Annotated in this window: 18 protein-coding genes and 2 pseudogenes; 17 read left to right on the top strand and 3 right to left on the bottom strand. The window is 70.0% G+C overall.

Annotated features, from left to right (window positions below; translation table 11 throughout):
* Nucleotides 1-148 precede the first annotated feature (148 nt).
* The 7 genes and pseudogenes from ACIPY5_RS07600 (at nucleotide 149) to ACIPY5_RS07570 (ending at nucleotide 9,279) form a co-directional block, all read left to right on the top strand.
* A pseudogene (locus tag ACIPY5_RS07600) lies at nucleotides 149-1,825 on the top strand (ABC transporter substrate-binding protein).
* Nucleotides 1,826-1,905: 80 nt separating this feature from the next.
* Nucleotides 1,906-2,730, top strand: a complete 825-nt coding sequence (locus tag ACIPY5_RS07595) for an ABC transporter ATP-binding protein (RefSeq protein WP_309357584.1) — start codon at nucleotides 1,906-1,908, stop codon at nucleotides 2,728-2,730.
* 98 nt (nucleotides 2,731-2,828) lie between these two features.
* Nucleotides 2,829-3,539 (top strand): annotated as a pseudogene (locus ACIPY5_RS07590) (ABC transporter ATP-binding protein); the annotation flags it as partial.
* Complete coding sequence (locus ACIPY5_RS07585) at nucleotides 3,536-4,612, top strand: ABC transporter permease (RefSeq protein ID WP_400968755.1); 1,077 nt, start codon at nucleotides 3,536-3,538, stop codon at nucleotides 4,610-4,612. The pseudogene ACIPY5_RS07590 and the gene ACIPY5_RS07585, both read left to right, overlap by 4 nt.
* Nucleotides 4,613-4,614: 2 nt before the next feature.
* Complete coding sequence (locus ACIPY5_RS07580; protein WP_400968753.1) at nucleotides 4,615-5,706, top strand: ABC transporter permease; 1,092 nt, start codon at nucleotides 4,615-4,617, stop codon at nucleotides 5,704-5,706.
* The gene (locus tag ACIPY5_RS07575; RefSeq protein WP_400968750.1) at nucleotides 5,703-7,955 is read left to right on the top strand and encodes a glycoside hydrolase family 3 N-terminal domain-containing protein; all 2,253 of its coding nucleotides are present in this window, start codon (nucleotides 5,703-5,705) and stop codon (nucleotides 7,953-7,955) included. Before ACIPY5_RS07580 ends, ACIPY5_RS07575 begins: the two co-directional genes overlap by 4 nt.
* Before the next feature lie 76 nt (nucleotides 7,956-8,031).
* Entirely contained in the window at nucleotides 8,032-9,279 is a 1,248-nt protein-coding gene (locus ACIPY5_RS07570) for an MFS transporter (protein WP_400968748.1), read from the top strand.
* A gap of 76 nt (nucleotides 9,280-9,355) precedes the next feature.
* Here ACIPY5_RS07570 and ACIPY5_RS07565 read toward each other — a convergent pair whose 3' ends face one another.
* Nucleotides 9,356-11,017, bottom strand: coding sequence for a glycoside hydrolase family 13 protein (locus ACIPY5_RS07565; RefSeq protein WP_400968745.1), 1,662 nt, complete (start codon nucleotides 11,015-11,017; stop codon nucleotides 9,356-9,358).
* 161 nt (nucleotides 11,018-11,178) lie between these two features.
* Nucleotides 11,179-12,108: an NAD(P)-dependent oxidoreductase gene (locus ACIPY5_RS07560; RefSeq protein ID WP_400968742.1), complete on the bottom strand. Its 930-nt coding sequence runs from the start codon at nucleotides 12,106-12,108 to the stop codon at nucleotides 11,179-11,181.
* Between the two features lie 474 nt (nucleotides 12,109-12,582).
* On the opposite strand from ACIPY5_RS07560, the gene ACIPY5_RS07555 reads away from it, so the two are divergent.
* The 7 genes from ACIPY5_RS07555 to ACIPY5_RS07525 all read left to right on the top strand — a co-directional run bounded on the left by ACIPY5_RS07555 (nucleotide 12,583) and on the right by ACIPY5_RS07525 (nucleotide 20,820).
* A complete protein-coding gene (locus tag ACIPY5_RS07555) occupies nucleotides 12,583-13,890 on the top strand; it encodes a sugar ABC transporter substrate-binding protein (RefSeq protein WP_309357591.1) in 1,308 nt (435 codons plus the stop codon).
* Nucleotides 13,891-13,892: 2 nt separating this feature from the next.
* A complete protein-coding gene (locus tag ACIPY5_RS07550; RefSeq protein WP_309357592.1) occupies nucleotides 13,893-14,843 on the top strand; it encodes a sugar ABC transporter permease in 951 nt (316 codons plus the stop codon).
* Nucleotides 14,840-15,781 (top strand): carbohydrate ABC transporter permease, encoded by a 942-nt coding sequence (locus tag ACIPY5_RS07545; protein WP_309357593.1) that lies wholly within the window; start codon nucleotides 14,840-14,842, stop codon nucleotides 15,779-15,781. Before ACIPY5_RS07550 ends, ACIPY5_RS07545 begins: the two co-directional genes overlap by 4 nt.
* Nucleotide 15,782: 1 nt before the next feature.
* Nucleotides 15,783-17,474, top strand: a complete 1,692-nt coding sequence (locus ACIPY5_RS07540) for an amylo-alpha-1,6-glucosidase (protein ID WP_400968737.1) — start codon at nucleotides 15,783-15,785, stop codon at nucleotides 17,472-17,474.
* 190 nt (nucleotides 17,475-17,664) lie between these two features.
* Entirely contained in the window at nucleotides 17,665-18,981 is a 1,317-nt protein-coding gene (locus tag ACIPY5_RS07535; protein ID WP_400968734.1) for an ABC transporter substrate-binding protein, read from the top strand.
* 97 nt (nucleotides 18,982-19,078) lie between these two features.
* Nucleotides 19,079-19,927: a carbohydrate ABC transporter permease gene (locus ACIPY5_RS07530; RefSeq protein WP_400968730.1), complete on the top strand. Its 849-nt coding sequence runs from the start codon at nucleotides 19,079-19,081 to the stop codon at nucleotides 19,925-19,927.
* On the top strand, nucleotides 19,924-20,820 hold the full coding sequence (locus ACIPY5_RS07525) for a carbohydrate ABC transporter permease (RefSeq protein WP_400968727.1): 897 nt from the start codon (nucleotides 19,924-19,926) through the stop codon (nucleotides 20,818-20,820). The genes ACIPY5_RS07530 and ACIPY5_RS07525 overlap by 4 nt, the downstream gene beginning before the upstream one ends.
* 120 nt (nucleotides 20,821-20,940) lie before the next feature.
* Here ACIPY5_RS07525 and ACIPY5_RS07520 read toward each other — a convergent pair whose 3' ends face one another.
* On the bottom strand, nucleotides 20,941-21,597 hold the full coding sequence (locus tag ACIPY5_RS07520) for a GntR family transcriptional regulator (RefSeq protein WP_400968724.1): 657 nt from the start codon (nucleotides 21,595-21,597) through the stop codon (nucleotides 20,941-20,943).
* 159 nt (nucleotides 21,598-21,756) lie between these two features.
* On the opposite strand from ACIPY5_RS07520, the gene ACIPY5_RS07515 reads away from it, so the two are divergent.
* The 3 genes from ACIPY5_RS07515 to gcvPB are packed head-to-tail and all read left to right on the top strand — an operon-like array spanning nucleotide 21,757 to nucleotide 26,938.
* Nucleotides 21,757-23,880, top strand: a complete 2,124-nt coding sequence (locus ACIPY5_RS07515; RefSeq protein WP_400968721.1) for a beta-galactosidase — start codon at nucleotides 21,757-21,759, stop codon at nucleotides 23,878-23,880.
* Nucleotides 23,877-25,292 (top strand): aminomethyl-transferring glycine dehydrogenase subunit GcvPA, encoded by a 1,416-nt coding sequence (gene gcvPA, locus ACIPY5_RS07510; RefSeq protein ID WP_400968719.1) that lies wholly within the window; start codon nucleotides 23,877-23,879, stop codon nucleotides 25,290-25,292. The genes ACIPY5_RS07515 and gcvPA overlap by 4 nt, the downstream gene beginning before the upstream one ends.
* Complete coding sequence (gene gcvPB / locus ACIPY5_RS07505) at nucleotides 25,289-26,938, top strand: aminomethyl-transferring glycine dehydrogenase subunit GcvPB (RefSeq protein ID WP_400968717.1); 1,650 nt, start codon at nucleotides 25,289-25,291, stop codon at nucleotides 26,936-26,938. The genes gcvPA and gcvPB overlap by 4 nt, the downstream gene beginning before the upstream one ends.
* The last annotated feature ends 4 nt before the right edge of the window (nucleotides 26,939-26,942 follow it).

The raw sequence follows: 26,942 nt of genomic DNA, 5'->3' as shown, positions 1-26,942 counted from the left end.
CTCGTGTCCCCTCCTCTGCTTGTCATCCAGCTTACTGATCGGTAACCTCACCTTTACTTACTTTCCCGCTAGTAAGTAAATTCCCCAGGAAGCGGGACCCCGCACCAGATGGGCGCACGACGGCCGTGCCCCACCAGAAGGAGAAGCAATGAGGCTCAGGAAGACCTTGATCGCGGTGACGGCGTTCGCGGCGATCGGCGCAGTGGCGCTGACCGGCTGTTCAACGGGCGGCGGCAGCGCCTCGGGATCGGGCGGCGGCTCGCTCACGATCGCGAAGCCCGACGGGGCCGCCGTGCTGGCCACCCAGATCAACAACCCCTTCATCAGCACCGGATCCGGCATGTCGCTCGGCTACGACCGCATGATCTACGAACCCCTCGCGATGGTGAACCCCGTCGGGAAGAACGAGACCACGCCCTGGCTCGCCTCGAAGGTCGAGTGGAACGCCGACTACACGCAACTGACCGTCACCCCGCGGGCCGGGGTGAAGTGGAGCGACGGGAAGCCGTTCACCGCCGATGACATCGTCTTCACCTACACGCTGATCAAGAACACCCCGGCACTGGATCTCGGCGGGCTCAAGCTCGCCGACATCAAGAAGGACGCGGACAACGTCGTGCTGAGCTTCAGCGAGTCGAAGTTCGTCAAGCAGGGCGACGTGCTGCAGGTCGGGATCGTCCCGGAGCACCAGTGGAAGGACATCGCCGACCCGACCAAGGACCCGGTGAAGGAGGCCGTCGGCACCGGTCCCTACACGATCAAGAGCTTCTCCTCGCAGGGTGTCGTGCTCTCCTCCCGCAAGGACTACTGGGGCGGCGACGTGCCCGTCCCGCAGCTCAAGTACCTCGAGTACAACGACAACACCGGACTGCTCCGCGGCCTGCAGAACGGTGAGACCGACTGGGCGCAGATCTTCATCACCGACTACCAGAAGAACTAGGTCGACAAGGATCCGAAGCACAACGTGTTCTGGGCCGCCAACGTGCTGAGCCCCGACATGATCCTGGTGAACACGACGAAGGCGCCGTTCAACGACCCCGCGTTCCGCAAGGCCGTGAACATGGTCATCGACCGCAAGGCGCACGCCGAGAAGGCGCGCAGCAACGCCGGGCCCGAGCTGACGAGCGTGACGGGCATCCCGCAGCCGACGGGCGACCAGTACATCGCCCCCGAGTACAAGGGCAAGACCTTCTCGATCGACGTCGACGGCGCCAAGAAGGTGCTGACGGACGCGGGCTACACCTGGAACAAGGACGCGCTGATCGATCCGTCCGGCACTCCCGTCTCGTTCACGCTGCAGGATCCGCAGGGCTGGAACGACTACGTCACGGGGATCCAGCTCGTCGCCACGCAGGTCAAGAGCACGCTGGGCGCCGACGCGAAGGTCGCCACCCCCGATGCGGACACCTGGCTGAGCAACGTCGCGACCGGCAACTTCGACGCCGCGCTGCACTGGACGGGCTCGGGCACGAACCCCTGGCACATCTACGACGACGTCATGAACGGCGCGTACCTGGAGCAGGCGGCCGGCGGCAAGGTCTCCGACAACTTCGGGCGCTACGACAACCCCGAGGCGACCGCGCTCCTGGCGCAGTACGCGCAGGCATCGGACGACGCGACCCGCACGGATGCCCTGAACAAGCTGCAGAAGATCTTCGTGGAGGACGTGCCGGCGATCCCGATCGGCACGCACCCGCAGCTGGGCGAGTACAACACCCGGAAGTACACCGGGTGGCCGAGCGAGGACGAGCAGTACGCCACGGCCGACCCGACCCAGCCCTCCGCGGTCCAGGTCGTGCTGAAGCTGAAGCCTGCGGGCAAGTAATCGTCCGACCCTCTCGGTCGTCGGGCGAGCGACGCGCTGTGCGCGGCCTCGCTCGACGACCGCGACAGGAGCATGCCCCCATGACAGACACCCTTCTCACCGTGCGCGACTTCTCGGTCGTGTACGACGTGGATCCGCCCGTCGCGGCGGTCAAGAACGTCACCCTCGAGATCGGCCGCGGCGAGATCGTCGGCCTGGCCGGCGAGAGCGGCTGCGGCAAGACGACCCTCGCCTACGGCGTGCAGCGACTGCTCAAGCCGCCGGCCGTCATCACCAGCGGCAGCGTCACCTTCCACGACGCCTCCGGCGAGGACGTCGACGTCAACGCGCTCGACGTCGAGCAGATGCGCCGGTTCCGCTGGGATCGGATCTCGATGGTCTTCCAGGGCGCGATGAACGCGCTCAACCCCGTCGCCACGATCGGCGCCCAGCTGGACGACGTGTTCCGGGTGCACCGGCCGGCGATGAGCCGTGCGGAGCGCCGCGACGCGGTCGTCGAGCTGCTGGAGATCGTGAAGGTGGGCGGGCAGCGTCGGCGCTCCTACCCGCACGAGCTCTCCGGCGGGATGCGTCAGCGCGTGATGATCGCGATGGCGCTCGCGCTGCGGCCCCAGCTCATGGTCATGGACGAGCCGACCACCGCGCTGGACGTGCTGGTGCAGCGCGAGATCCTCAGCCAGATCTCGCAGCTGCGCCGCGAGTTCGGCTTCTCGGTCGTGTTCATCACCCATGACCTGCCGCTGCTGCTGGAGATCAGCGACCGCATCGCGATCATGCGCGCCGGGGAGATCGTCGAGCTGGCCACGGCCGAGCAGATCTGGACCGATCCGCAGCACGAGTACACGCGGACCCTCCTGAGCTCGTTCCCGAGGCTCACGGGGGAGAGAGGGATGGTGCGGCGATGACGACGCTCGAGGTCAAGAACGTCACGAAGATCTACAACGTCCGCGGAGCCGGCCGGATCAAGGCGCTCGACGACGTGAGCTTCACGCTCGGCGCGCGCCAGACCATCGGCCTGGTCGGGCAGTCGGGGAGCGGCAAGTCCACGATCGCGAAGATCCTCACCCAGCTCGAGGCGCCCACGCACGGCGAGGTGCTGCTGGACGGCGAGGCGATCCCGCGCCGGGGCGCGGGTCTGCGCCGCTACCGGCAACGGCTGCGGATGGTGTTCCAGGATCCGTTCGCGTCGCTGAATCCGTCCCACTCGATCCGGCACCACATCGAGCGCCCGCTGCTGCTGGACCGGATCGTCCCGCGGAAGGATGTCGACGCCGAAGTGCGTCGCCTGCTCGATCGCGTCCGGCTGGAGCCCGGCGCCGTGATCGACCGTCGTCCGCACGAGCTCTCCGGCGGACAGCGCCAGCGCGTGGCGATCGCCCGGGCGCTCGCCTCCCGTCCGGATCTGCTGATCGCCGACGAGCCGGTCTCGATGCTCGACGTGTCGATCCGGCTCGGAGTGCTGAACCTCCTCGCCGAGCTGCAGCGGGAGGAGGGGCTGGGCGTGCTCTACATCACGCACGACCTCGCGACCGCCCGCCACTTCAGCGACGAGATCATGGTGCTCAACCAGGGCCGCGTCGTCGAACGCGGTCCCGCCGATGACGTGATCCTGAACCCGCAGGATCCGTACACCCGCGAGCTGCGCGCCGCGTCGCCCGATCCCGAGAAGCACTTCGGCAGAGCCGCGGTGCCCGTGGCAGGAGGTGCGCTGTGAGCGCCGAACCGACGACAGCCCCCGCCGTCGACCCGACGCTCGTCGGCACGACCGCGACCCGCGCCGAACGCGGAGGGATCCGTGTGCCGTGGCGGTTCATCCTGAGCCGTGCTGCGTTCTACCTGTTCACCGCGTGGGCCGCCATCACGATCAACTTCTTCATCCCGCGCATGATGAAGGGCGACGCGGTCGACTCGTTCATGGCCCGCAGCCAGGGCCAGCTCACGCCCGCTGCGGAGAAGGCCCTGCGCCTGATGTTCGGACTCGACTCCTCGGTGCCGCTCTGGCAGCAGTACCTCGACTACTGGGGGATGCTGCTGCGCGGAGACCTCGGCGTCTCGATCTCGACCGGCATGGCGCCGGTGAGCGAGGCGATCGCCTCCGCCCTGCCGTGGACCCTCGGCCTGGTCGGCGTCGCCACGGTGATCTCCTTCGCGGTCGGCACGAGTGTCGGCGCCGTGATCGGCTGGCGGCGCGGCAGCGCGCTCGACGCCCTCGTGCCGGTGACCACCTTCCTCGGCACGGTGCCGTACTTCTGGTTCGGGCTCGTCTTCATCGCGCTCTTCTCCTCGACCCTGGGCTGGTTCCCCGCCGGGCACGCCTACGAGGTCGGGGTGGATCCGGGGTGGAACGCCGAGTTCGTCGGCCAGGTGCTCTCGCACGCCGCGCTGCCCGTGCTGACGATCGTGATCGCGTCGCTGGGCGGCTGGGTGCTCGGCATGCGCAACATGATGCTCACGGTGCTCGACGAGGACTACATCACGGTGGCCCAGGCGAAGGGCATGCCGAACCGGCGGGTGCTCTGGAAGTACGCCGCGCGCAACGCGGTGCTGCCGCAGATCCAGAGCTTCGCGCTCTCGCTGGGCTTCATCGTGGGAGGCACGATCGTGATGGAGATGGTCTTCTCCTACCCCGGGATCGGCCTGCTCCTGCTCAACGCGACCAACGCCAAGGACTACGCCCTGATGCAGGGCATCTTCCTGGTCCTGGTGATGGCGGTGCTCGTGGCGAACATCATCGCCGACATCGTCTACGCCATCCTCGACCCGCGCACCCGACAGACGGAGGGCTGAGCATGAACGCTCCCGCCACGAAGCAAGAACTCATCGTCCCTGCCGCCGGCGCGGGCTCTCCCGAGACCGTCGCCGTGCTGACCGCCGGCGCCGGATCCGGATCCCGGCGCACCTTCCGGTCGCAGCTGCGCGCCTCGCTCGCCATGTTCGGCAACCCCAAGTCGGCGACCGGGCTCATCATCCTCGGGGTGTTCGTGCTCGTCGCGCTCTTCGCGCCGTGGATCGCCCCGTATCCGCCGACCGCGCAGCACCTGGATCAGACGCTCGAGGCGCCGTCGCTCCAGCACCTGCTGGGCACGACGCACATCGGCGAGGACGTGTTCAGCCAGCTCGTCTACGGCACCCGCGGCGTGCTCATCGTCGGCTTCCTGGCGACGATCATGGCGACGGTCGTGGCGATCGTCATCGGGGTCACGGCCGGGTATCTGCGCGGCTGGAAGAGCGAGGCCCTGTCGGCCCTCGCGAACGTCTTCCTGGTGCTGCCGGCACTGCCGCTCATCATCATCGTCGCCTCGCAGTTCCAGGATCCGCCGCTGTGGATCATCGCCGCGGTGCTGGGGCTGACCGGCTGGGCCTGGGGTGCGAGGGTGCTGCGCGCGCAGACGATGTCGCTGCGCAACCGCGACTTCATCCAGGCCGCGCGCGCGAACGGCGAACCGCTGCACCGGATCATCCTGGTCGAGATGCTCCCCAACCTGATGGCGATCATCGCATCGAGCTTCGTCGGCACCATGACCGCCGCCGTGCTCGGGCTCACGACGCTCGCGTTCATCGGCGTCATCCCCGTATCGAACCTGAACTGGGGAACGATCCTGTTCTGGGCGCAGCAGAACAACGCGTTCCCGGACTACTGGTGGTGGTACGTCCCCGCCGGGCTCTGCATCGCCCTGCTGGGCGTCGCGCTGTCGCTCATCAACTTCGGCATCGACGAGTACGTCAACCCCCGCCTGCGCTCCGCCGGAGAGCGCGCCCGCGCCCTCAAGAAGCGCGGCATCGACCAGAACGCCGCCGTGACCACGGTGCGCACCGTCGCCTCCCCGGCGTCGACCACCGCGGCCGGAGCGGCCGCCGATCCAGAGAGCACCCCTGCATGAGCGACCCCCTGCCCTTCCGCGACCCGAGCCTCGGCACGGCCGAGCGCGTCGCCGACCTCCTCGGCCGCATGACGGTGGAGGAGAAGGTCGGTCAGATGCTGCAGCTCGACGCGCGCGACGACCTGCACGATCACGTGCGGCGGCGGCACGTCGGCTCGATCCTGCACACCTCGCCGGAGCGCATCCTTGAGGCCAACCGGCTCACCGCCGAGACGCGCCTGCGCATCCCGCTGCTGGTCGGCGAGGACTGCATCCACGGCCACTCGTTCTGGCCGGGGGCGACGATCTACCCGACGCAGCTCGGCCTGGCCGCGACCTGGGATCCGGCCCTGATCGAACGCGTCGCCCGCGCCACGGCCGAGGAGGTCGCCGCGACCGGGATCCACTGGACGTTCTCGCCCGTGCTGTGCATCGCGCGCGATCTGCGGTGGGGACGCATCAGCGAGACCTTCGGCGAGGATCCGTTCCTCATCGGCGAGCTCGCGAGCGCGATGGTGCGCGGCTACCAGGGCGAGGGGCTCGAGGATCCGACCGCGATCCTGGCGACCGCGAAGCACTTCGCCGGCTATTCCGAGACCCAGGGCGGGCGGGACGCGAGCGAGGCGGACATCTCGCGCCGGAAGCTGCGCAGCTGGTTCCTGCCGCCTTTCGAGCGGGTCGCACGCGAGGGCTGCCGCACGTTCATGCTCGGTTACCAGACCACGGACGGGGTGCCGATCACCGTGAACGACTGGCTGCTCAGCGACGTGCTGCGCGGCGAGTGGGGCTACACGGGAACCCTCATCACGGACTGGGACAACGTCGGCCGGATGGTCTGGGAGCAGCGCGTGCAGCCCGACTACGCGCACGCCGCCGCGGCCGCGGTCACGGCGGGCAACGACATGGTCATGACCACCCCGCACTTCTATGAGGGTGCGCTCGAGGCCGTGCAGCAGGGCATGCTCGGGCCGGAGGCGTTCGACGCCGCCGTGGCCCGCATCCTCACGCTGAAGTTCGACCTCGGCCTGTTCGAGGATCCGCGTCTTCCGTCGCCCGGGCTGGAGGCCGTGGTGGGCAGCGCCGCGCACTCCGCCCTCAACCTCGAGGCGGCCCGGCGTTCGATCGTGCTGCTGGAGAACGACGGGGTGCTGCCGCTGGGCGGGGGCGCGCCGCTCGCGGAGACGGATCCGGTCCGCGTCGCGGTGGTGGGACCCCTCGCGGACGACGCGCAGACGCAGCTCGGCGACTGGGCCGGCGGATCGGGCCAGGCCGGCTGGCTCGACGGGCAGCCCCGCGAGATGATCACGACCGTGCTCGACGGCCTGCGCGCGGTCGAGGGCCTCGCCGTGCGGCACGCGCACGGTGCCGACATCCTCACCCTCGAGGACGATCCGCTCGGCGCGACCTTCCCGGACGGGCAGCCCCGGCCGCCGGTCGTGGTGCCGGCCGCCTCGGACCCGCGGCTGCTCGCGGAGGCGGTCAGCGCGGCCGATGCGGCGGACGTCGTGGTCGCGGTGGTCGGGGACAGGATCGAGCTCGTCGGCGAGGGCCGATCGACGGCGACCCTGGAGCTCATCGGCGCTCAGAACGCCCTCATCGACGCCCTGATCGCGTCCGGCACGCCCGTGGTGCTCGTGCTCCTCGCCTCCAAGCCGCTCGTCCTCCCGCCCTCGGCGGCGAAGGCCGCCGCGGTGATCTGGGCCGCCAACCCCGGCATGCAGGGCGGGCGCGCGATCGCCGAGCTCATCACGGGAGCGATCGAGCCGTCGGGACGCCTCCCGATCTCGTTCGCGCGGCACGTCGGCCAGCAGCCGACGTACTACAACCAGATCCGGGGCCAGCACGGCACCCGCTACGCGGACCTCACGCAGGCTCCGGCCTGGGCGTTCGGCGACGGGCTGTCGTTCACGACGGTGGAGTACTCGGCGCTGGCGCTCGTGTCCTCGGCGCTCGCCGCGGATGACACGATCGTCGCCGAGGTCACGGTGGCGAACCGCGGCGCGCGCCCCGTCCGGGAGACGGTGCAGGTGTACGTCCGCGACGTCGTCACGAGCGCGAGCTGGACCGACAAGGAGCTCAAGGCGTATCGACAGGTCGAGCTCGCGCCGGGGGAGTCCGCCCGGGTGCGGCTCGACCTCCCGGTCGCCGACTGCACGATCGTCGATGCGGCCGGGGTGCGCCGGGTCGAGCCGGGTGCGTTCGAGCTGCTCGTGGGGCCGTCGTCGCGCGACGAGATGCTGCTCTCGGCGGCTTTCGAGGTGGTCGGCTGACCGCGGGTCCGACGATTCGTCCGGAATCCTCGCAAAAGGGGAGCGCGGAGCGGATCCGCTCTGGTTGGATGACCTGGTGCGAACGACTGCTGACGACACCGGCTTCCGGCCCGGAGCGCTGATCTGGCTCGCCGTCGCGACCTTCTCGATGGGGATCGACGGCTACGTCCTGGCGGGGCTGCTGCCCCAGATCGCCACGGACCTGGACGTCGACGCGGCCGCCGCCGGACAGCTCATGAGCGTGTTCGCGGCGACCGGCGCGATCGCAGGTCCCGTGCTCGGCGCCCTCACCGGGCGCTGGGAGCGCAAGTCGACGATCGTGCTGGCCCTCGGCGTCTTCGTGCTCGGCAACCTCATGGTGGGCCTCGCGCCCACCTACTTCTGGGCGATGAGCGGCCGGGTGGTGTCCGCCCTCGGCGGGGCGCTGCTGAACGCCGTGATCGGCTCCTACGTGATCGCGCGCACCCCGGAGCACTACCGCGGCAGGGCGCTCTCGCTCGTGATGGGCGGCTTCCTGTTCGCGACCGCGCTCGGCGTCCCGGTCGGACTCGTGATCGGACAGGCGGACTGGCGGATCCCGCTGTTCCTCGTGGTGGGCGTCGGCACGGCGGCGCTCGTCGGCATCCTGTGGAAGGTGCGCCCGCTGCGCCTGCCACCGCTGTCTCTGCGCGAGGCCCTGAGCCCGCTCACGCGCCCGGCGATCCTGGCGGTGCTGCTCGTGCCGATGGGCCTCATGTGCGCGAGCTACTTCTGCTTCACCTACGCGACGCTCATCCTGGGTCCGCGCATCGGCGAGGGGTACCCGATCATCGGCGCCCTGTTCGGCTACGGCATCGTGAGTCTCGCCGGCAACATCGTGTCGGGGCGCGTGACCGACCGTCGTGGCCCGGTCGCCGTGCTCACGGTCATCGTCGCCACCGTGCTCGCCGCCGCCCTGCTCGGCTGGGCGGGTCTCATGCTCCCCGGCATCGCCGGGGCCGTGGCGGGACTCCTCTGGTTCCTGGTGTGCGCCTTCTTCAACGGCGGATCCGGCGTGGCGGCACAGACGCGGCTCGCCACGATGGTGCCGCCCGCGGTGGCCGCCCTCGTGCTCGCGCTCAACAACAGCGCCATGATGCTGGGCAGCGCGCTCGGCAGCGCGCTCGGCGGTGTCGCGCTCGCCGGGGGCGCCGCGCCGGACCAGCTGCTGCTGCTCTCGGGCGTCGTGCTCGCGGTGACGCTCGGGGTGCAGCTCGTCACCGCGGCGACGCACCGTCGGCGCGCGGCGGCGATCGCGCCGATCGACGCCGGCGAGCCGCCCGTGGGGGCGCTCGACCCGGCGTGAGCCCGGGCCGGTCCTTCAGAGCGCGCCGCGTTTCGTCCCGGTCGTCGCACGTCCCCGTGCGACGACCGGACAGGCATCAGCCGATCGTGTACCAGGCGGCGGAGTTCGCCGGCAGCACGGTCCCGGCCTCGGGGGCGCTGTGCACCACGACGGCGGCCCCCGCCGGCAGCGGCAGCGGCGTCTCGCCGAGGTTCGCCGCGACGTGCAGGTCGCCGCGCCGGAACGCGACCGCGTCGGATCCCAGGTCCTCCCAGACGAGCGATCCGGATCCGAGGCCGCGCTCGCTGCGCAGCCGCAGCAGCGTCTTGTACAGCTCCAGGGTGGAGCCGTCCGCGCCCTCCTCGAGCGCGCGAGCGTGCTCGGCCCATTCGGCGGGCTGCGGCAGCCACGAGGCACCGGTGTCGTTGAAGCCGTAGGACGGCGCGGTGCCGCTCCACGGCAGCGGCACGCGGCAGCCGTCGCGTCCGTAGCGCTCGCCGTTCGTGCGGAACCAGGTGGGATCCTGCCGGTACTCGTCCGGGATCTCCATCGCCTCCGGCAGTCCCAGCTCCTCGCCCTGGTACAGGTAGGCGGATCCGGGCAGCGAGAGCATCACCGTGGTCGCGGCGCGGGCGCGCGCGAGGCCAAGAGCGCGGTCGGGCTTGGGTTCGTCCCTCGGGCCGATGCCGTCGCCCTGCGGGTTGTCCCACGTGAGGGCCAGGCGCGAGGCGTGCCGCACGACGTCGTGGTTGGAGAGCACCCAGGTGCTGGGCGCGCCGACGGCCCCGAACGCGTCGAGGGAGTCGCGGATCACCGCGCGCAGCTCCTCCGCGTTCCACGGCGTCATGAGGTAGTTGAAGTTGAACGCCTGGTTCATCTCGTCGGGGCGCACCCACAGCGCGATCTGGTCCAGCGTGGGCAGCCACGCCTCGGCGCACAGGGCGCGGTCGCCGTCGTACGCGGCGAGCACGTCATGCCAGTCGCGGTAGATCTCGTGCACGCCGGGCTGACCCCAGTACGGCACGTCCTCCTGGTCGCCGCCCATCGAGTCCGCGCCGTCGTCGGGCGTGTAGTCGGGCAGCCCGGCCTTCTTGATCATGCCGTGGGCGACGTCCACCCGGAAGCCGTCGACGCCGCGGTCGAGCCAGAAGCGCAGCACGCCGCGGAACTCCTCGCGCACCTCTTCGTTCGTCCAGTCGAAGTCGGGCTGGCTCGGGTCGAAGATGTGCAGGTACCACTGGCCGGGTGCGCCGTCGGGCTCCGTGATCCGCGTCCACATGCCGCCGCCGAACACGCTCTGCCAGTTGTTCGGCGGCAGCTCGCCGTGCTCGCCCTTGCCGTCGCGGAAGATGTACCGCGCGCGCTCCGGGCTGCCGGGGGCGGCCTTCAGCGCCTCCTGGAACCAGCGGTGCTGGTCGGAGGAGTGGTTGGGCACCAGGTCGACGATCACGCGGATGCTGCGGTCATGCGCGGCGGCGAGCATCGCGTCGAAGTCGTCGAGGGTGCCGAACAGCGCATCGACGCCGCGGTAGTCGGAGACGTCGTAGCCCGCGTCCTTCTGCGGGCTGGGCATGAACGGGCTCAGCCAGATCGCGTCGACGCCGAGCTCCTGCAGCGCGTCGAGACGGGAGGTGATGCCCGGCAGGTCGCCGATGCCGTCGCCGTTCGCGTCGGCGAAGGAGCGGGGGTAGATCTGGTAGATGACGGCGGTGCGCCACCACTCGGATCCGGGGGCGGACTGCTGCTCGATCTCGGCCATGCGATCAGGGTACCGGGACGCCGCCGGATCCCGGAAACGCAGGGATCGAATCGGTTCGAGCGGGGCGGCTCGGTCGTCGAGCGCCCTTCGACAGACTCAGGGACAGGCCGGAGGCGACCGAGACGAAACGCGGCGACTTCGTGGGGGCCCGCCGTTGGATTTCAGCGCGGGATGAGGTTCACCGGATCCTGGCCTGCGAGCAGGCGGTCGATCTGGGTCCGCACGAGCGCGGCGATGCGCGGGCTCATGGCGGTCGAGGCGCCGCCGACGTGCGGGGTGAACAGCACCCCGGGGGCGGTCCACAGCGGGTGGCCCGCCGGCAGCGGCTCCGGATCCATGACGTCGAGGGCGGCGCGGATCCGGCCGTTCTCGGCGACCAGCGCGTCCGTGTCGACGAGCGTGCCACGGCCGACGTTGACGAGCAGCGCGCCGTCCGCCATGCGCGCGAGCATGGCCGCGTCGAAGAGCCGGTGTGTGGCGGATCCGCCGGGCAGCGACAGGATGACGATCTCCGCATCGGGCAGGAGGTCGGGCAGGTCGGCGAGCGCGTGCACGGCGATCGCGCCGACGCCGTCGATCGTCTCGGTGCGGGGGGTCTGGGCGACCGCGGTGATCGTGGTCTCGAAGCCGGCGAGTCGGCGGGCCACGGCCTTGCCGACGCCGCCGATGCCGACCAGCAGCACGCGCCGGTCCGCGAGGCTCGACGTGAACGCCCGGTCCCACACGCCCGCATCCTGCGCGCGCACGAATCGCGGCAGCTGGCGCTGCGCCGCGAGGGTCAGTGCGAGGGCGAGCTCCGCGGTGGCCGGCTCGTGCACGCTGGCGGCGTTCGCGAACGGCACCCCCGCGGGCACGCGGTCGATCACGGCCTCGTAGCCGATCATCTGCCCCTGCACGAGACCCACCTCGACGCCGTCCAGGGCCGAGAAGCGCTGCCGTCCGAGGTACGACGGCACGACGATGTCGATCCGCGATGCGGGCGCGGGCGCGGCCATGTCCCAGACCTGCACCTCCACGCCGTCGGGCAGCGGGCCCTGGGCGGCGATGTCGGCGGCGAGTTCGGCGGTGGGGACGGTGACGAGCAGGCTCACCCCTCGAGCGTATGCCCCCGGCGCACCGGGCGGACCTCGCCGAGCTGCGGCGGAGCCGCGAGTGCATGGGATCCTGCCGAGGCCGGGTCGCGAGCGCACGGGAACACGCCGTGGCCGGGTCGCGAGCGCACGGGAACACGCCGTGGCCGGGTCGTGAGCGCACGGGATCCTGCCGGGTGCACGGGATCCTGCCGGGTGGATCCGGCCAGTGCACGGGATCCTGCCGAGCGCGCGGTTCTTGACGCAAACAAGTCGTGCGTTCGACGGCAAGCCGTGCAGTCACGCGGCAGGGGTGGGGGAGCCGGCATGTGGCTCGGCGGACCCGACCGTGCACTCCAGCCGCAGGCACCGGCGCTGCGCGCAGCGCCCGCCCTGTTCACGCTCGCCTCGTTGACAGGATCGCGCTCTGTATACATAATACTGAGTGCGTCCCGCACTCCCGAAGGGCCCTTCAACGACGAAAGAGGTGGCGTCATGCCCCGCACGAACCCTCGACTCCTGCGCACTCTCGCCGCGGTCTCCGCCGGTGCGCTGATGCTCGGCCTCGCCGCGTGCAGCGGCGGCGCCTCCGGCGGCGGCAGCGCAGCCGGCGGCAAGTCCACCGTGGTCTGGTCGACCTGGGGCAGCGCCGACGAGCTCAAGCGCTATCAGGACTTCGACAAGGAGTTCATGAAGCGGCACCCCGACATCACGGTCAAGCTGCAGCCCGTCGCCGGCTACGACGACTACCACTCCAAGCTTCTCGCACAGCTGACCAGCAACACGGCGCCCGACGTCTTCTACGTCGGCGACGACATGATCGGGCAGTTCGTCGGGTCCAACCGACTGATGCCGCTCAAGAACCTCATGAACGGATCGCAGAGCCAGAGCAAGGTCGACGACTTCTCGCCCGGCCTGTTCGGCGCGGCGGAGAAGGACGGCGAGATCTACGCCGCCCCGAACGACTCGAACCCCGACGTGTTCTGGTACGACAAGGAGGCGCTCAAGGCCGCCGGCATCACCGAGGACCCGGCGACCCTCGCCGGCGAGGGCAAGTGGACCACGAGCGCGTTCCTCGACATGAACAAGAAGCTCCGCGACGCGGGGCTCACCGGCACGATGTTCTGGAACTACTGGTCCACGCAGTGGAGCTGGCTGAGCTCGCAGGGCGTCTCCGCGCCCTACGACAAGAGCGGGAAGTTCGTCGCGAACAAGGACGCGGGCGCCGTCAAGGCGCTGGATCAGCTCGGATCCCTGTTCCAGGACAAGACGTTCCTCGTCGCCGACACCCTGCCCGACGGCGCGGGCGCCGACAGCCTCTTCGTCTCGCACAAGGCCGGCTTCTTCGTCCAGGGCCGGTACACGATCGGGACCGTCGAGGCGGCCGGATCCAAGGACTCCTACGACATCGCCCCGTGGCCGACGCCCGACGGCAAGGCCGCGCCCACCGGCGTCGCCACCTCCTTCCTCGCGATCAACAAGAGCACCAAGGTCAAGGACGCGGCGTTCACGTTCTGGACCGAGTTCCTCTCCGCCGAGGGGCAGACCCTCCGCCTGCAGGGCGGCGGAAACGCGGTTCCGTCGATCAAGGGTGCGGACAAGGTCGTGCTGGACGGCTACCCCGCGCACGCGCAGACGTTCCTCGACATGCGTGACATCGGCTTCGTCAACTACCCGACCGAGGCGCGCCTGCCCGGCATCCGCGGCGGCATCGGCGACCAGTTCCTCGCGCTCTACCAGGGCAAGCAGGACGCCCAGGCCACGCTCGACGCCGTCGGCAAGCTGGTCCAGGACGGCAAGTGACGATGAGCACGCAGGCTGTCAGCACTCGGGCGCCGTCGACCACGGCGCCCGAGTGGCGGCGCGAGGCCGCCTGGCGGCGCCGGGATCGACGCTGGGGCTACGCGTTCGTGGGCCCGCAGCTGGTGGGCATGGGGCTCTTCGTGGTCGTGCCGTTCCTCGCGAGCCTCGTGCTCGCCTTCGCGCACTGGGACGGCCTGACCGACCTCAGCTGGGTGGGCTTCGAGAACTTCGGCACGGAGCTCACGGATCCCCTCTTCGGCCGCGCGATCCTGAACACGCTCCTCATCGCGATCATCACAGTGCCGATCGGGCTCGCCCTGGCCGTGATCATCGCGGTCGCGCTCGAGAAGCTGAAGACCCGCACGCTCTATCTGGTGCTCTTCTTCGCGCCGGTGGTCACGTCGACCGTGGCCGTCGCGATGATGTGGCAGCAGATGTTCCGCGCGGACGGGGTGCTGTCCTCGGCGATCTCGAAGGTCTTCGGGGTCGCACCGCCGGACTGGCTGCAGGATCCGCGGCTCGCTCTGATCGCCGTGTGCATCGTGACGATCTGGTCGTCCCTGGGCCTCAACGTCATCATCTTCCTCGCGGGCCTGCAGAACATCTCGCCGTCGGTGATCGAGGCCGCCCGGATCGACGGCGCGGGCGCCTGGCGGCTGTTCACCGCGATCCGGCTCCCGCTGCTGTCGCCGATCGTCTTCTTCTCCTCGGTGATCGCCTTCATCTCATCGCTGCAGACCTTCGACACGGTCTACGTCCTGGTCAAGAACGCCGGGCCGGACAACGCGACGCGGACGATCGTCTACCACATCTACGACCTCGGCATGAAGCAGTTCAACTTCGGCCTCTCATCGGCCGCGAGCATCATCCTGCTGCTGCTGACCCTCGTCATCACGGGGATCCAGTTCGCCGCGCAGAAGAAGTTCGTCCACTACGAGGATGACCCCGCATGAGCGTCGACACCACGCGCATCACGACCGGCGGCCACGCACCCGCCACCGATTCCACGATCGCCCTCGTCGCACCCGGCCGGCGGATCCGTCCGCGCGTCGCAGGCAAGGGGCGCCGTCGCCTGTCCGCGACGATCCTGCACGTCGTGCTGGTCGTCGCAGGCCTCGCGATGGTGTTCCCGTTCATCTGGATGCTGCTGACCTCGTTCAAGACGCTGCCGCAGCTGCTGAAGAACCCGCTCTCGGTGCTGCCGAGCCCGTGGACGTTCGACAACTATGTCCAGGCGTGGAACGCGGTGCCCTTCGCGCAGGCCTACCTGAACAGCGCCTACATCGCGGTGCTGGTCGTCGTGGGCACGCTCATCACCGCCTCGATGGCCGGCTACGCGTTCGCGCGGATCCGCTTCCGCGGGTCGAAGGTGCTCTTCATCGTCTTCCTCGCCACCCAGATGATCCCCAAGCAGGTCACGCTCATCCCGTTCTACCTGCTGATGTCGCAGCTGGGATGGGTGGATTCCCACCTCGCGCTGATCATCCCCGGGATGATCGCGAACCCCTTCGCCGTCTTCCTCATGCGCCAGTTCGTGCTGTCGCTGCCCCGGGAGCTCGAGGAGGCCGCGCTCGTGGACGGGGCGGGCCGGATCCGCACGTTCTTCCAGGTGATCCTGCCGAACCTGAAGCCGGGCCTCGCCGCGCTCAGCATCATCGTCGCGCTCGACGTCTGGAACTCCTTCCTGTTCCCCCTCGTGCTGCTGAACACGCCGGACCTGTTCACCGTGCCGCTGCTGCTGCAGTCCTTCCAGGGACAGTTCGGCTCGGTGAACTATGGGCTGGTGATGGCCGCCTCGGCGATCTCGACCGTGCCGATGCTGATCGTGTTCGTGATCGGGCAGCGGCGGATCCTGAACAGCATGGCCGCCTCGGGTCTCGGAGGGCGCTGACGTGACGGATCCCATCGCGGCCCGCGAGGCCATGTCCGCCGCGGAGCTCGCGCTCGCCGCGGGGCGGCATCTCGACCTGGTCACCGCGCCGTTCACGATGCCGCGCTCGCGCCTGCTCGTGTTCCGCGAGGGCGACGGCGTGCGGGTGCACACGTCCGAGTACGAGCGGGGCCTCGACGAGTGCCGCGTGCTGGACGCGCTCGTCGTGCACGACGCGTCCGGCCGGATCCTCCCGGTCGTCGACGTGCAGCCGCACCGGATCTCCTTCGGCGCCGTGACGCTCACGTTCGACGGACTGCGCACGCTCAGCATCGGCGGCGACCCCGCGGCCTCCGTGCGCCTCGTGCGTCCGGACGGCGGCGCAGCCCAGCAGGGGATCGGATCCGGGATCCGCATCGACGTCGCCGCTGATCGGAGCGTCGCGGTCTCCGTCCAGGGCCGCGGCGCCCACGACGCGACCGAGGAGGCGCTGCGGGCGCTGTGGGAGGAGTGGTTCGCCCGCTGCCCGCACGTCCGCGAGGATCTGCAGGACATGGCCGCGTTCTGCTGGTGGGTGCTCGGCGCGAACATCGTGGAGCTTCCCGCGCTCGAGGGCGCGCGGGCGATCGTCCCCTCGAAGATCGGCTACGTCGGGCTCTGGCAGTGGGACGCCTACTTCATCGCGGTCGGCGTGCGTCACGGCGACCCCGAGCTCGCCAGGGAGCAGCTCGAGCTCGCGTTCCGGTTCCCGAGCGAGAACGGTCAGCTGCCCGACGTCGTGCACGAGCAGGGCGTGCTCGCCACGAGCGACGACCTGCCGGAGTCCGACCGCGCGACGCTGCGTCGCGCGGGATCGCAGGTCGCGGACCCGGACGCTCCCGTGCCGCTCACCAAGCCTCCGCTCGCCGCCTGGGCGCTGCGCAAGGTGCTCGAGATCGAGGATGCGCCGGAGTGGGCCGCGACACAACTCGAGCGGGTGATCCGCTCCCAGGACTGGTGGTTCGCGGGACCGGAGCGGCACGGATCCGATCTCGACGGCGACGGGCTCCCGGAGTACGGCCATCCGTACTCCTCCGGGCTCGACGACAGCCCGGTGTTCGACGGGCCGATCCCCACGACGGCCCCCGATCTGGCGGCCTACCTCGTGCAGCAGGACCGCGAGATCGCCGCGCTCGCCGCGCGCTATCTGCCGGAGCACCCCGTCGCGCCGCACCTCGCCCGTGCCGAGCGCACCACCCAGCTCCTCCTGGAGCGGCTGTGGGATCCGGCCGAGCGGCGCTTCCTCGCCCGCGGCCCCGGCGGGACCCGGATCGCCAGCGACACCGTGGTGGGGCTCATGCCGCTGCGCATCGAGGGGCTCCCCGAGGACGCCCGGACCGCCCTTCTCGAAGCGATCGACGACCCGCGACGGTACGCCCTGGAGTGGGGGCTGCCGACCGTGTCGGCAGCGGATCCGGACTTCTCCCCGGAGAGGATGTGGCGCGGTCCGATCTGGATCAACACCAGCGCGCTCATCGCGGAGGGCATGGACGCCGCCGGCCACCCGGAGCGCGCCAGGGCGCTGCGCGAGCAGACCGTGCGCCTGGTGATCCACGGCGGCGGCCCGCAGGAGTACTTCAACCCGCTCACGGGCCGGAAGGCCGAGCGCGCGACGACGGCCTTCGGCTGGTCGGCGGCGCTGTTCATCGATCTGGCGGTCGAACTCAGCCGCTGACGCGCGAGACCCCCACAGAGAGTCGACGCCCCCTCCCAGGTACGCAATCAGGAGGGGGCCTCGACTCTCTGTGGGGGTCTCGGCGTCTTGCGGCGTCGGTGCGGGCGGCCGTGGAGCCGGCCTCGACAACCCTGGTGTTTGCGTAACCACGCGTGTACTGTATGCAATATCCAATTCTGACGAGGAGGTCATGATGAAGCGACGCGGCATGCTCGCGCTGGCGACGGGAGCGGTGGCGACCATCGCCCTGTCCGGGTGCGCGTTCGGCGGCGGGGCGCCGACGAGCGGTGAGGCGTTGAAGGCGGATGGGGCGGCCACCGGCACGATCACCATCTGGTCGTGGGACGTCGCGGCGACCGCGCTCAAGCGGCTCGGCGCCGACTACGAGAAGGCGCACAAGGGCACCACGATCAAGGTCGTCGACATCGGCTACGACAACGCCTACGACAAGATCTCGGTCGGCCTGCAGGCCGGCACCGGGCTTCCCGACATGATCACGCTCGAGACGGATCACAACCAGAGCTATCTCACGCAGTTCCCGAAGGGCTTCACCGACCTCTCGCCCGTGCTCGGCGACAAGAAGGCCGACTTCGACCCGTTCAAGTGGGCGACCGGCACCGGCAAGGACGGCGCGCTGCGCATGGCGCCGTGGGACTCCGGCACCGTCGGCCTGTACTACCGCACGGACTACTTCCAGGCCGCGGGGGTCGACGCCTCCGCCGTGAAGACCTGGGACGACCTCGTCGCGGCGGGGGAGAAGATCAAGGCCGCGACCGGGCACACGCTGCTCACCGCGGATCTCTCCTCGGGCGGATCCCTCTCGATGTACCTCCAGCAGCAGGGTGCGGGATACTTCGACGAGAAGGGCGACATCACGGTGAACTCGCCCGACGCCGTGCGGGCGCTCACCCTGCTGCAGACCATGCAGCAGAAGGGGCTCATCAAGAACGCCAAGGGCTGGGACGCGAGCGTCACGAGCGCGAAGGACGGCGACTCCGCCGTCACGCCCGAGGCCGTGTGGTGGATCGGGACGCTCGAGGGCGAGGCCCCGGAGCTGAGCGGGAAGTACGCCGTGCGGGACCTCCCCGTCTTCGACGGCAGCAGCGCGCCCACGTCGAACAACGGCGGATCCGGTCTCGCGATCCCCGCACAGGCGAAGAACCCGCAGCTCGCCGCCGATTTCATGGCCTACGTGCTGGCGAACAGCGCCAATCAGTCGAGCATGATGCAGAAGGAAGGGCTCTTCCCGGCCTACCTGCCGGCGCTCAAGGCCGACTTCTTCGAGCAGCCGAACGACTACTTCGGCGGACAGAAGGTGTTCCAGACCTTCGCCGGGCTGACGCCGAAGATCCCCTCCATCACCTTCACCTCGGACCAGTCGGTCGCGAGCGACGCCGTGACGAACGCCGTCGGCGCCGCGGTGCTGAACGGCGAGGATCCGAAGAAGGCGCTGGACGACGCGGCCGCCCAGATCGCGAACTCGACCGGCCGCAAGATCGCGGGCTGACGTGACGGTCGCCACTGTGCGGCGTCCTCCGGCGGAGGGGAGCCGCGACGAGAGTCGTCGCGGCTCCCCCCGCACGGGTCGTCGTCTCGCCGCGCGCATGCAGCGTCCTGGGATGTGGTTCGCGCTGCCCGCGGCCGCGCTGCTCGCCCTGTTCTTCGCATACCCGCTCGCGGTGTCGCTGCTGCAGAGCCTCTTCCGCACCTCGGGCGGCGTGAGCACCTTCGTCGGGTTCGAGCAGTACGCGCGGATGTTCCGGGATCCGCTCGTGCTCAAGAGTCTCGGCAACGCGCTGCTCATCCTCGTCGTGCAGGTGCCGATCATGATGGCGCTCGCGGTCGGTCTCGCGTACCTGCTGAACCAGGCGTGGCTGCGCTTCCGGGCGGGGTTCCGCCTGCTCACCTTCCTGCCCGCCATCACGACGCTCGTGGCCTACTCGGTCGTGTTCCGAGTGATCATGACGACGGACGGCGGCCTGCTGAACCAGTTCCTCGCGCTGTTCGGCGCCGGGCCTATCGACTGGCTGAACAACGAATGGTGGGCGCGGGTGGCCGTGATCGCCTCGATCACCTGGCGCTGGACCGGCTACAACATGGTCATCATCCTCGCGGGACTCCAGGCGATCCCGCCCGAGCTCTACGAGGCCGCGCGCATCGACGGCGCAGGGCGCTGGCAGATCTTCCGGCACATCGTCGTCCCGCAGCTGCGGCCCGTGCTGATCTTCACCAGCGTGACGTCGACGATCGGCGCGTTGCAGCTCTTCGACGAGAACTTCATCCTCACCGGGGGCGGTCCGAACAACGCGACCCTGACGCCGGTGCTGTACCTGTACAAGATCGGGTTCCAGCAGTTCGACTTCGGCTACGCCAGTGCGATCGCGTGGATGCTCGTGATCCTCACCGGGATCATCGCCGTGATCCAGTTCCGCATCATGAGGGAGAAGCCATGACGACCCAGCTGATCACGACCGGCCGGGGCCGGCGCAGCGGGCAGCCCTCGACCCGATCCGGGGAGCCGCTCGTGCGCCGGGTCGTGCTGCGGGCTCCGGTCTATGCGGTCATGGTCGTGGCGAGCGTCCTCGCGCTCGTCCCGTTCCTCTGGATGGTGATCGCGTCCACGCACAAGACCAGCGACCTGTTCGTCACGCCGCTGCCGCTCCTGCCCGGCGGGGAGTTCTGGCAGAACCTCGGCCGGCTGCAGGAGAGCATCGGCTTCGGTCAGGTGATGCTCAACAGCGTGGGCGTCGCCGTGGTCTACACGCTGTTCAGCTCGCTGATCAGCATCATGTGCGGCTACGGCCTCGCCACCTACCGGTTCCGCGGCCGCGGCGTGCTGCTGGGCGTGATCCTCGTCACGATGATGATCCCGATGCAGGTGCTGCTGGTGCCGCTGTTCCAGATGATGGCGAGCGCCGGATGGATCGACACCTACCAGGCGCTCATCGTGCCGTTCCTCGCGAACGCGTTCGGCATCTTCCTCATGCGGCAGGGATTCCTGGACTTCCCTGTGACGCTCGTCGAGGCGGCGCGGATCGACGGCGCGAGCGAGCTGCGCACGTTCTACCGGATCGTGCTCCCGGTCGCCCGCCCGCAGATCGCGGCGCTCGTGATCTACACGTTCATCAGCCAGTGGAACTCGTTCATCTGGCCGCTGCTCATGCTGAACACCGAGGACAGGTACACGGTCCCCGTCGCGCTCAACACCATGATCGGTCTCAGCCGCGTCGACTACTCCGGGCTGATGCTCGGATCCCTGCTCGCGACGCTTCCGCTCTTCGTGCTGTTCCTGGTGTTCCAGAAGCAGTTCGTGGCGGGCCTGCTCGGCGGAGCCGTCAAGGGGTGACGGCGGATCCGTGCCTGCGTGCCGTTTGCAGGACCCGGTCACGGATGCACGATCCGATCGCAGGATCCGTCGTGCATCCGTTCCCGGATCGTGCAGGCGTGCGCGGCGCCCGAGCAGGGCTCAGGCCGAGAAGTACGCGCTCGACGAGTTGTCGAGGATCCGGCGCATGCCGTGCAGCCAGTTGACCTTGAGCGCCTCGATCGCGGTCGGCACGTCGCCGGCCGCGAGGGCGCGGGCGATCGCGGCGTGCTCCGCGGCGACGCGGTCGATCTTCACATCCTCGGCGACGAGCAGGGCCTCGTAGCGGTGGAAGGATCCCCGCACGCTCTCGATCACGTCGAGCAGTCGCCGGTTCGGGCAGGCCGACAGCATGACGGTGTGCCACTCGTCGTCCTTCGTCATCACGAGGGAGTGCTCGACGTGCTCGTCCGTGAACGCCGCGGCGAGCTCGACGAGCCGCGCGCCCACGGCCTTCAGCTCGTCGACGGGGCTGAGCTCGAGCGCGAGGCTCTCCAGGGTCGCCATGACGGGCGCCAGGTCCTCGAACTCGCCGGCGCTGAGCGGCACGAAGCGGAAGCCCTTGCCGTTCTCGCTGGAGATCTGCCCCTCGGACTCGAGGGCGATCAGCGCCTCGCGCAGCGGAGTGCGGCTGACGCCGAGCTCGGCGGCGAGCTGCACCTCGTTGATGCCCTCGCCGGGCCGGACGTTCCCCGTGCGCATGCGCGCGAGAAGCTCCTCGCGCACCTGTGAACGGAGGTTCTTGCGTTCGATGGCCATCTTTCCCCTCCAGTGGAACCTTAGCGACAGTGCTCAAGGCTCGGGCTGTTGACGTGATCATGATCCCGCCATAGTGTTATGTATACAAAATACACCTGACGGCGGGAATCGTCGTCATCCGCACGGAACGTGCACGAAAAGACTCAGGGAGGAGCCTTCGTGGCCCAGCATCTCGACGACGAGCGGATCCGCGAGGTCCGCATCGACGCCCTGGCGTTCGGCGGCGACTACAACCCCGACCAGTGGTCCGAGGACGTGTGGCGCGAGGACATCCGGCTGATGCTCGACGCGGGCGTCAACATGGTGAGCCTGCCGATCTTCAGCTGGCCGCAGCTCGAGCCGGAGCCCGGCGTCTACGACTGGAGCTGGCTGGATCGGATCGTGGAGCTGCTGCACGAAGCGGGCATCCGCATCGACCTCGCCACGGCGACGGCCACTCCACCGTCCTGGCTGCTGCGGGCGCACCCCGAGATGGCGCCGTGGGACTCCGATGGCCACCGCCTGGAGTTCGGCTCCCGGCAGACGTACTGCCCGTCCTCGCCGATCTGGCGCGAGAACGTCGCACGCATGACCCGCGCGATCGCCGAGCGCTACGGCGAGCACCCCGGCCTCGCGATGTGGCACATCTCGAACGAGTACGGCGACCACGTCTCGCGCTGCTGGTGCCCGGAGTCGGCGCGGCACTTCCGCCGCTGGCTGCAGGACCGCTACGGCGACCTCGACGGGCTCAACGAGGCATGGGGCGTCAACGTCTGGGGTCAGCGCTACACGTCGTGGGAGCACATCGAGACGCCGAAGAAGGCGCCGGGGCCGATCAACCCCACCAAGCTGCTCGACTTCGAGCGGTTCTCCTCGGACGCGATGCTCGAGCTCTTCCAGGTCGAGATCGACGTGCTGCGCGAGGTCACCCCCGACATCGCCGTGACCACGAACTTCATGAGCATGTTCCGCGACCTCGACTACTGGCGCTTCGCCGAGCGCGAGGACGTGGTGACCGACGACGCGTATCCGGATCCGATGGATCCGACCTCGCACGTGGGCGCCGCGCTCAACTACGGGCTCATGCGCGCGCTCAAGGGCGGGCGCCCCTGGCTGCTCCTGGAGTCGTCGGCGAGCGCGACCAGCTGGCGCGACGTGAACGTGCCGAAGGCGCCCGGCAGGATCCGGGTGGAGAGCCTGCAGGCCGTGGCGCACGGATCCGACGCCGTCATGTTCTTCCAGTGGCGCCAGGCCAAGTACGGCCAGGAGAAGTTCCACTCGTCGATGCTCGGCCATCGCGGCGAGCGTTCGCGCAGCTTCCAGGAGACCAAGGCGCTGGGACTCGAGCTGAAGAAGCTCGAACCCGTGCGCGGCACCCGGGTCCGCTCGCGCGTGGGCCTGGTCGTGGACTGGGACTCGTGGTGGGGATCCAGCGCCGCCGAGTCGCTGCCCTCGCAGCGGCTGCAGTGGGCGCAGCAGGCCCGTGCCTGGCACCGCGCCCTCTACACGCTGGGCCACGCGGTCGACGCCGTGCGCGTGGGCGGCGAGGCGAGCGGGACTCCGTTCGACCGCTACGACGTGATCGTGGCGCCGAACCTGTACATCCTCGAGGAGTCGCAGACGGCGGCGCTGCGCGCCTTCGTCGCTCGCGGCGGAACCCTCGTGGTCGGCCCGTTCTCCGGCGTCGTGGACAGCACGGAGAAGGTGCACGACGGCGGTGCACCAGGGCCGCTCCGCGACCTGCTCGGCATCGAGGTCGACGAGCAGTGGCCGATCGCGGACGGCGTCGTGGAGCACCTCTCCTACGGCGACGACGAGCTCGCGGTGCCGCACTGGGGCGAGTGGATCGAAGCCGACCCCGATGTCGAGATCCGCGGGGCGTACTCCAGCGGCGAGCTCGCCGGTCGCCCCGCCGTCACCCGGCGCGCGCACGCCGCGGGATCCGCCTGGTACGTCAGTGCGATGCTGCAGCCCGAGGGGCTGGTCGCGGTGTTCCGCGACATCGTCCGCACGGCGGGTCTGCCCGCGCGCGACGAGGTCTCGGTCGCCGCCGAGGCCGTCACGCGCTCGGACGGGACGACCGACTACACCTTCCTCCTGAACCACGCGGCCGAACCCGTGACCTTCCGGCTGCCCATCTCCGGCCGGGATCTGCTCACCGGATCCGAGGCCGCGGGAGAGCTCGCGCTGGGCGCCTACGGCGTCGCCGTCATCGCCTCGCCGAGCACCGACCGCATCCCTTTCCTCACCCTCGCCCATAACCCCCGGCCCACCCAGGCCACCCCGTCGAAGGAGCTGGCATGACGCAGACGTTCGTGCATCCCTACATCCCGAACACGGCGCCGGAGACCTACGCCGAGATGCTCGCCGCCGTCGGCGCCGCCTCGATCGAGGACTTCTACGCCGACGTGCCGGAGGAGCTGCGCCTGCGCCGTGCGCTGGACGTGCCGGCGCCGCTGCCGGCCGAGCAGGACCTCGCCCGCCACGTGCGCGGGATCCTCGCGCAGAACCGCACCACCGAGGAGCGCCTGAGCTTCCTCGGGGCCGGCACCTACAACCACTACGTGCCCGCGGTCGTGGACGAGGTCATCCGCCGCAGCGAGTTCCTCACCGCCTACGCCGGTGAGCCGTACGAGGACCACGGCCGGTTCCAGGCGCTGTTCGAGTACCAGTCGCTCATGGCCGAGCTGCTCGCGATGGATGTCGTGAACGTGCCGACCTACGATGGGTACCAGGCCGCGGCGACGGGCCTCGCGATGGCGGGCAGGCTCACCGGCCGCGGTGTCGTGCTCGCCGTGAGCGACGTGCTGCCGGAGAAGGACTCGAAGGTGCACGACTACACGCGCGCGGGGCTCGAGATCGAGCGGATCCCCGCCGTGGGCGGCATCGCGGATCTCGCGGCGCTGCGGGCCAGGCTCGCCGGCGACGTCGCGGCCGTGTGGGTCGAGACGCCGAGCTTCACCGGCGCCGTCGAGACGCGGCTGCGCGAGATCGCGGACGCGGCGCACGCCGTCGGCGCGGTCGTCGTCGTGGGCACCGACCCGATCGGATACGGGGTGCTGACCCCGCCCGCCCTGCAGGGCGCCGACATCGTCACGGGAGACATCCAGTCGCTCGGGCTGCACCAGTGGTTCGGCGGAGCGCATGCCGGTTTCATCGCCGTGCACGACGAGCCGCGGTACGTCTCGGAGATGCCCTCCCGACTGTTCGGCCTGGAGTCCACCGATGTGCCCGGCGAGTACGGCTTCGGCGACGTCGCCTACGACCGCACGTCGTTCGCGCACCGCGAGGACGGGAAGGAGTGGGTCGGCACGGCCGCCGCCCTGTGGGGCATCGCCGCCGGCGTGCACCTCGCGCTCATGGGACCGCAGGGCATGGCGGACCTCGGCGAGCTGCTGCTCGCCCGCACCGCCTACGCGCAGCAGCGGCTCGCCGCGATCCCGGGGGTGACCCTCGGGGACGACGCGCTGCATCTGCGCGAGTTCACGATCCGCGTCGACGCGATCCGCGCGGCGGACCTCGTCACGGCGCTGCGCGCAGAGGGCATTGAGCCCGGCGTGGTCGTGGACGAGCACACGCTGCTCGTCTGCGTGACCGAGGCCACCTCCGCATCCGACATCGACCGCCTCGCCGTCGCGCTCGCGACGGCCATCGACACCGAGGAGCAGCACGCGTGCGACGCACTGAGCGACGACGGCAAGGAGGAGACGAAGTGAGCCTTCCCGTCGCCCCGAAGCAGAGCCCCCGCCGATTCCAGCAGGCCAGCTGGGACGAGCCGATCGTCTTCGAGCTGTCCGCACCCGGCGAGAGAGGCGTCCTCGTGACGCCGGTCGAGCCGGCCGTGCGGGAGGCCGTCGGCGACGTCGTCGCCGCACTCCCCGAGGGCATGCGCCGTCCGACCCCGCCCGCGCTGCCGGAGATCGCGCAGATGCGGGTGCTCAAGCATTACCTGCGCCTGTCCCAGGAGAACCTCGGATCCGACCTCAACGTCGACATCGGCCAGGGCACGTGCACCATCAAGTACTCGCCGAAGATCAACGATCAGCTCATCGAGGTGCCGCAGCTGCGGGCGCTGCACCCTGCGCAGGATCCGGCCGACACGCAGGGCGCTCTTGAGACGATCTGGCGCCTCGAGCGGCTCATGGCCGAGATCTCCGGCATGGACGCGGTGTCGCTCGCCTCGCCCGGCGGATCCGCCGGCATCTGGACCAACATCGCGATGATCCGGGCGTATCACGCGTCGCGGGGCGAGGCGGCTCAGCGCGATGAGGTCATCACGACGATCTTCAGCCACCCGTCCAACGCGGCCGCCGCCAAGGTCGCGGGATACAAGGTCATCACGATCTACCCCGACGCGGACGGCTACCCCGACCTCGGCGCGCTCAAGGCCGCGCTCTCCGAGCGCACGGCGGCGATCATGGTGACCAACCCCGAGGACACCGGCATCTACAACCCTGCGATCAAGGAGTGGGTCGATGCCGCGCACGAGGTCGGCGCGCTCGCCTCCTACGACCAGGCCAACGCCGCGGGGATCCTGGGCATCACGCGCGCCCGCGACGCCGGATTCGACGTGTGCCAGTTCAACCTGCACAAGACGTTCTCCGCCCCGCACGGCAGCGGAGGCCCCGGTGCCGCGGCCAATGCGGTGAGCGCGGCGCTCGCGCCGTTCCTGCCAGGACCGCGCGTGGAGAAGGTCGAGGGGCGCTTCGTGGTCCGCGAGCCCGGCGACCTGTCGATCGGGCACGTCGCGCCGGCTCACGGCGTCATCCTGCACGTGGTGCGGGCGTACGCCTGGATCATGGCGCTCGGCGCCGAGGGCATGCTCGCGGCCTCGCAGGTCGCGGTGCTGAACAACAACTACCTGCTCAAGAAGGTGCTCGAGATCCCGGGCGCGTCCGCGCCCTATGCGACGGGGCGCCGCCGCATCGAGCAGGTGCGGTACTCGTGGCAGGAGCTGTTCGAGGAGACCGGAATCACCTCGGAGGAGATCGGCATCCGGATGGCCGACTACGGCTTCCACTACTGGACGAGCCACCACCCCTACGTCGTGCCGCAGCCCTTCACGCTCGAACCCACCGAGTGCTACTCGAAGGCCGAGATCGACGAGTACGTGGCGGCGTTGGCGCAGGTCGCGCAGGAGGCCAGGGAGAACCCGGAGCTCGTGCGCACGGCGCCGCACAACCAGACCGTGCACCACACGCACCACGACGACCTGGACGATCCCGAGCGCTGGGCGATCACCTGGCGCGCCTACCGCCGGAAGTACTTCGGAGAGGTGCCGGCCGGTCCCGCCGCGAGCGAGCTGCCGCGGAACGGCGACGCGGATCCCGCGCTCGCCGAGACCGTCGCGGTCGGAGCCTGATCGC

The organism is Microbacterium sp. NPDC089698 (genome assembly GCF_044749045.1).
GTDB lineage: Bacteria > Actinomycetota > Actinomycetes > Actinomycetales > Microbacteriaceae > Microbacterium.
Note: the sequence above shows the minus strand (reverse complement) of the source record. Positions and strands in the feature narration are given on the sequence as shown.

Excerpts from the sequence above, each read along its gene's own strand:
- ACIPY5_RS07575 (WP_400968750.1), top strand. The coding sequence starts at position 5,703 with ATGAGCGACCCCCTGCCCTTCCGCGACCCGAGCCTCGGCACGGCCGAG.
- ACIPY5_RS07565 (WP_400968745.1), bottom strand. The coding sequence starts at position 11,017 with ATGGCCGAGATCGAGCAGCAGTCCGCCCCCGGATCCGAGTGGTGGCGC.
- ACIPY5_RS07530 (WP_400968730.1), top strand. The coding sequence starts at position 19,079 with ATGCAGCGTCCTGGGATGTGGTTCGCGCTGCCCGCGGCCGCGCTGCTC.
- ACIPY5_RS07580 (WP_400968753.1), top strand. The coding sequence starts at position 4,615 with ATGAACGCTCCCGCCACGAAGCAAGAACTCATCGTCCCTGCCGCCGGC.
- ACIPY5_RS07525 (WP_400968727.1), top strand. The coding sequence starts at position 19,924 with ATGACGACCCAGCTGATCACGACCGGCCGGGGCCGGCGCAGCGGGCAG.
- ACIPY5_RS07535 (WP_400968734.1), top strand. The coding sequence starts at position 17,665 with ATGATGAAGCGACGCGGCATGCTCGCGCTGGCGACGGGAGCGGTGGCG.
- ACIPY5_RS07520 (WP_400968724.1), bottom strand. The coding sequence starts at position 21,597 with ATGGCCATCGAACGCAAGAACCTCCGTTCACAGGTGCGCGAGGAGCTT.
- gcvPA (WP_400968719.1), top strand. The coding sequence starts at position 23,877 with ATGACGCAGACGTTCGTGCATCCCTACATCCCGAACACGGCGCCGGAG.
- ACIPY5_RS07550 (WP_309357592.1), top strand. The coding sequence starts at position 13,893 with ATGAGCACGCAGGCTGTCAGCACTCGGGCGCCGTCGACCACGGCGCCC.
- ACIPY5_RS07595 (WP_309357584.1), top strand. The coding sequence starts at position 1,906 with ATGACAGACACCCTTCTCACCGTGCGCGACTTCTCGGTCGTGTACGAC.
- ACIPY5_RS07545 (WP_309357593.1), top strand. The coding sequence starts at position 14,840 with ATGAGCGTCGACACCACGCGCATCACGACCGGCGGCCACGCACCCGCC.
- ACIPY5_RS07555 (WP_309357591.1), top strand. The coding sequence starts at position 12,583 with ATGCCCCGCACGAACCCTCGACTCCTGCGCACTCTCGCCGCGGTCTCC.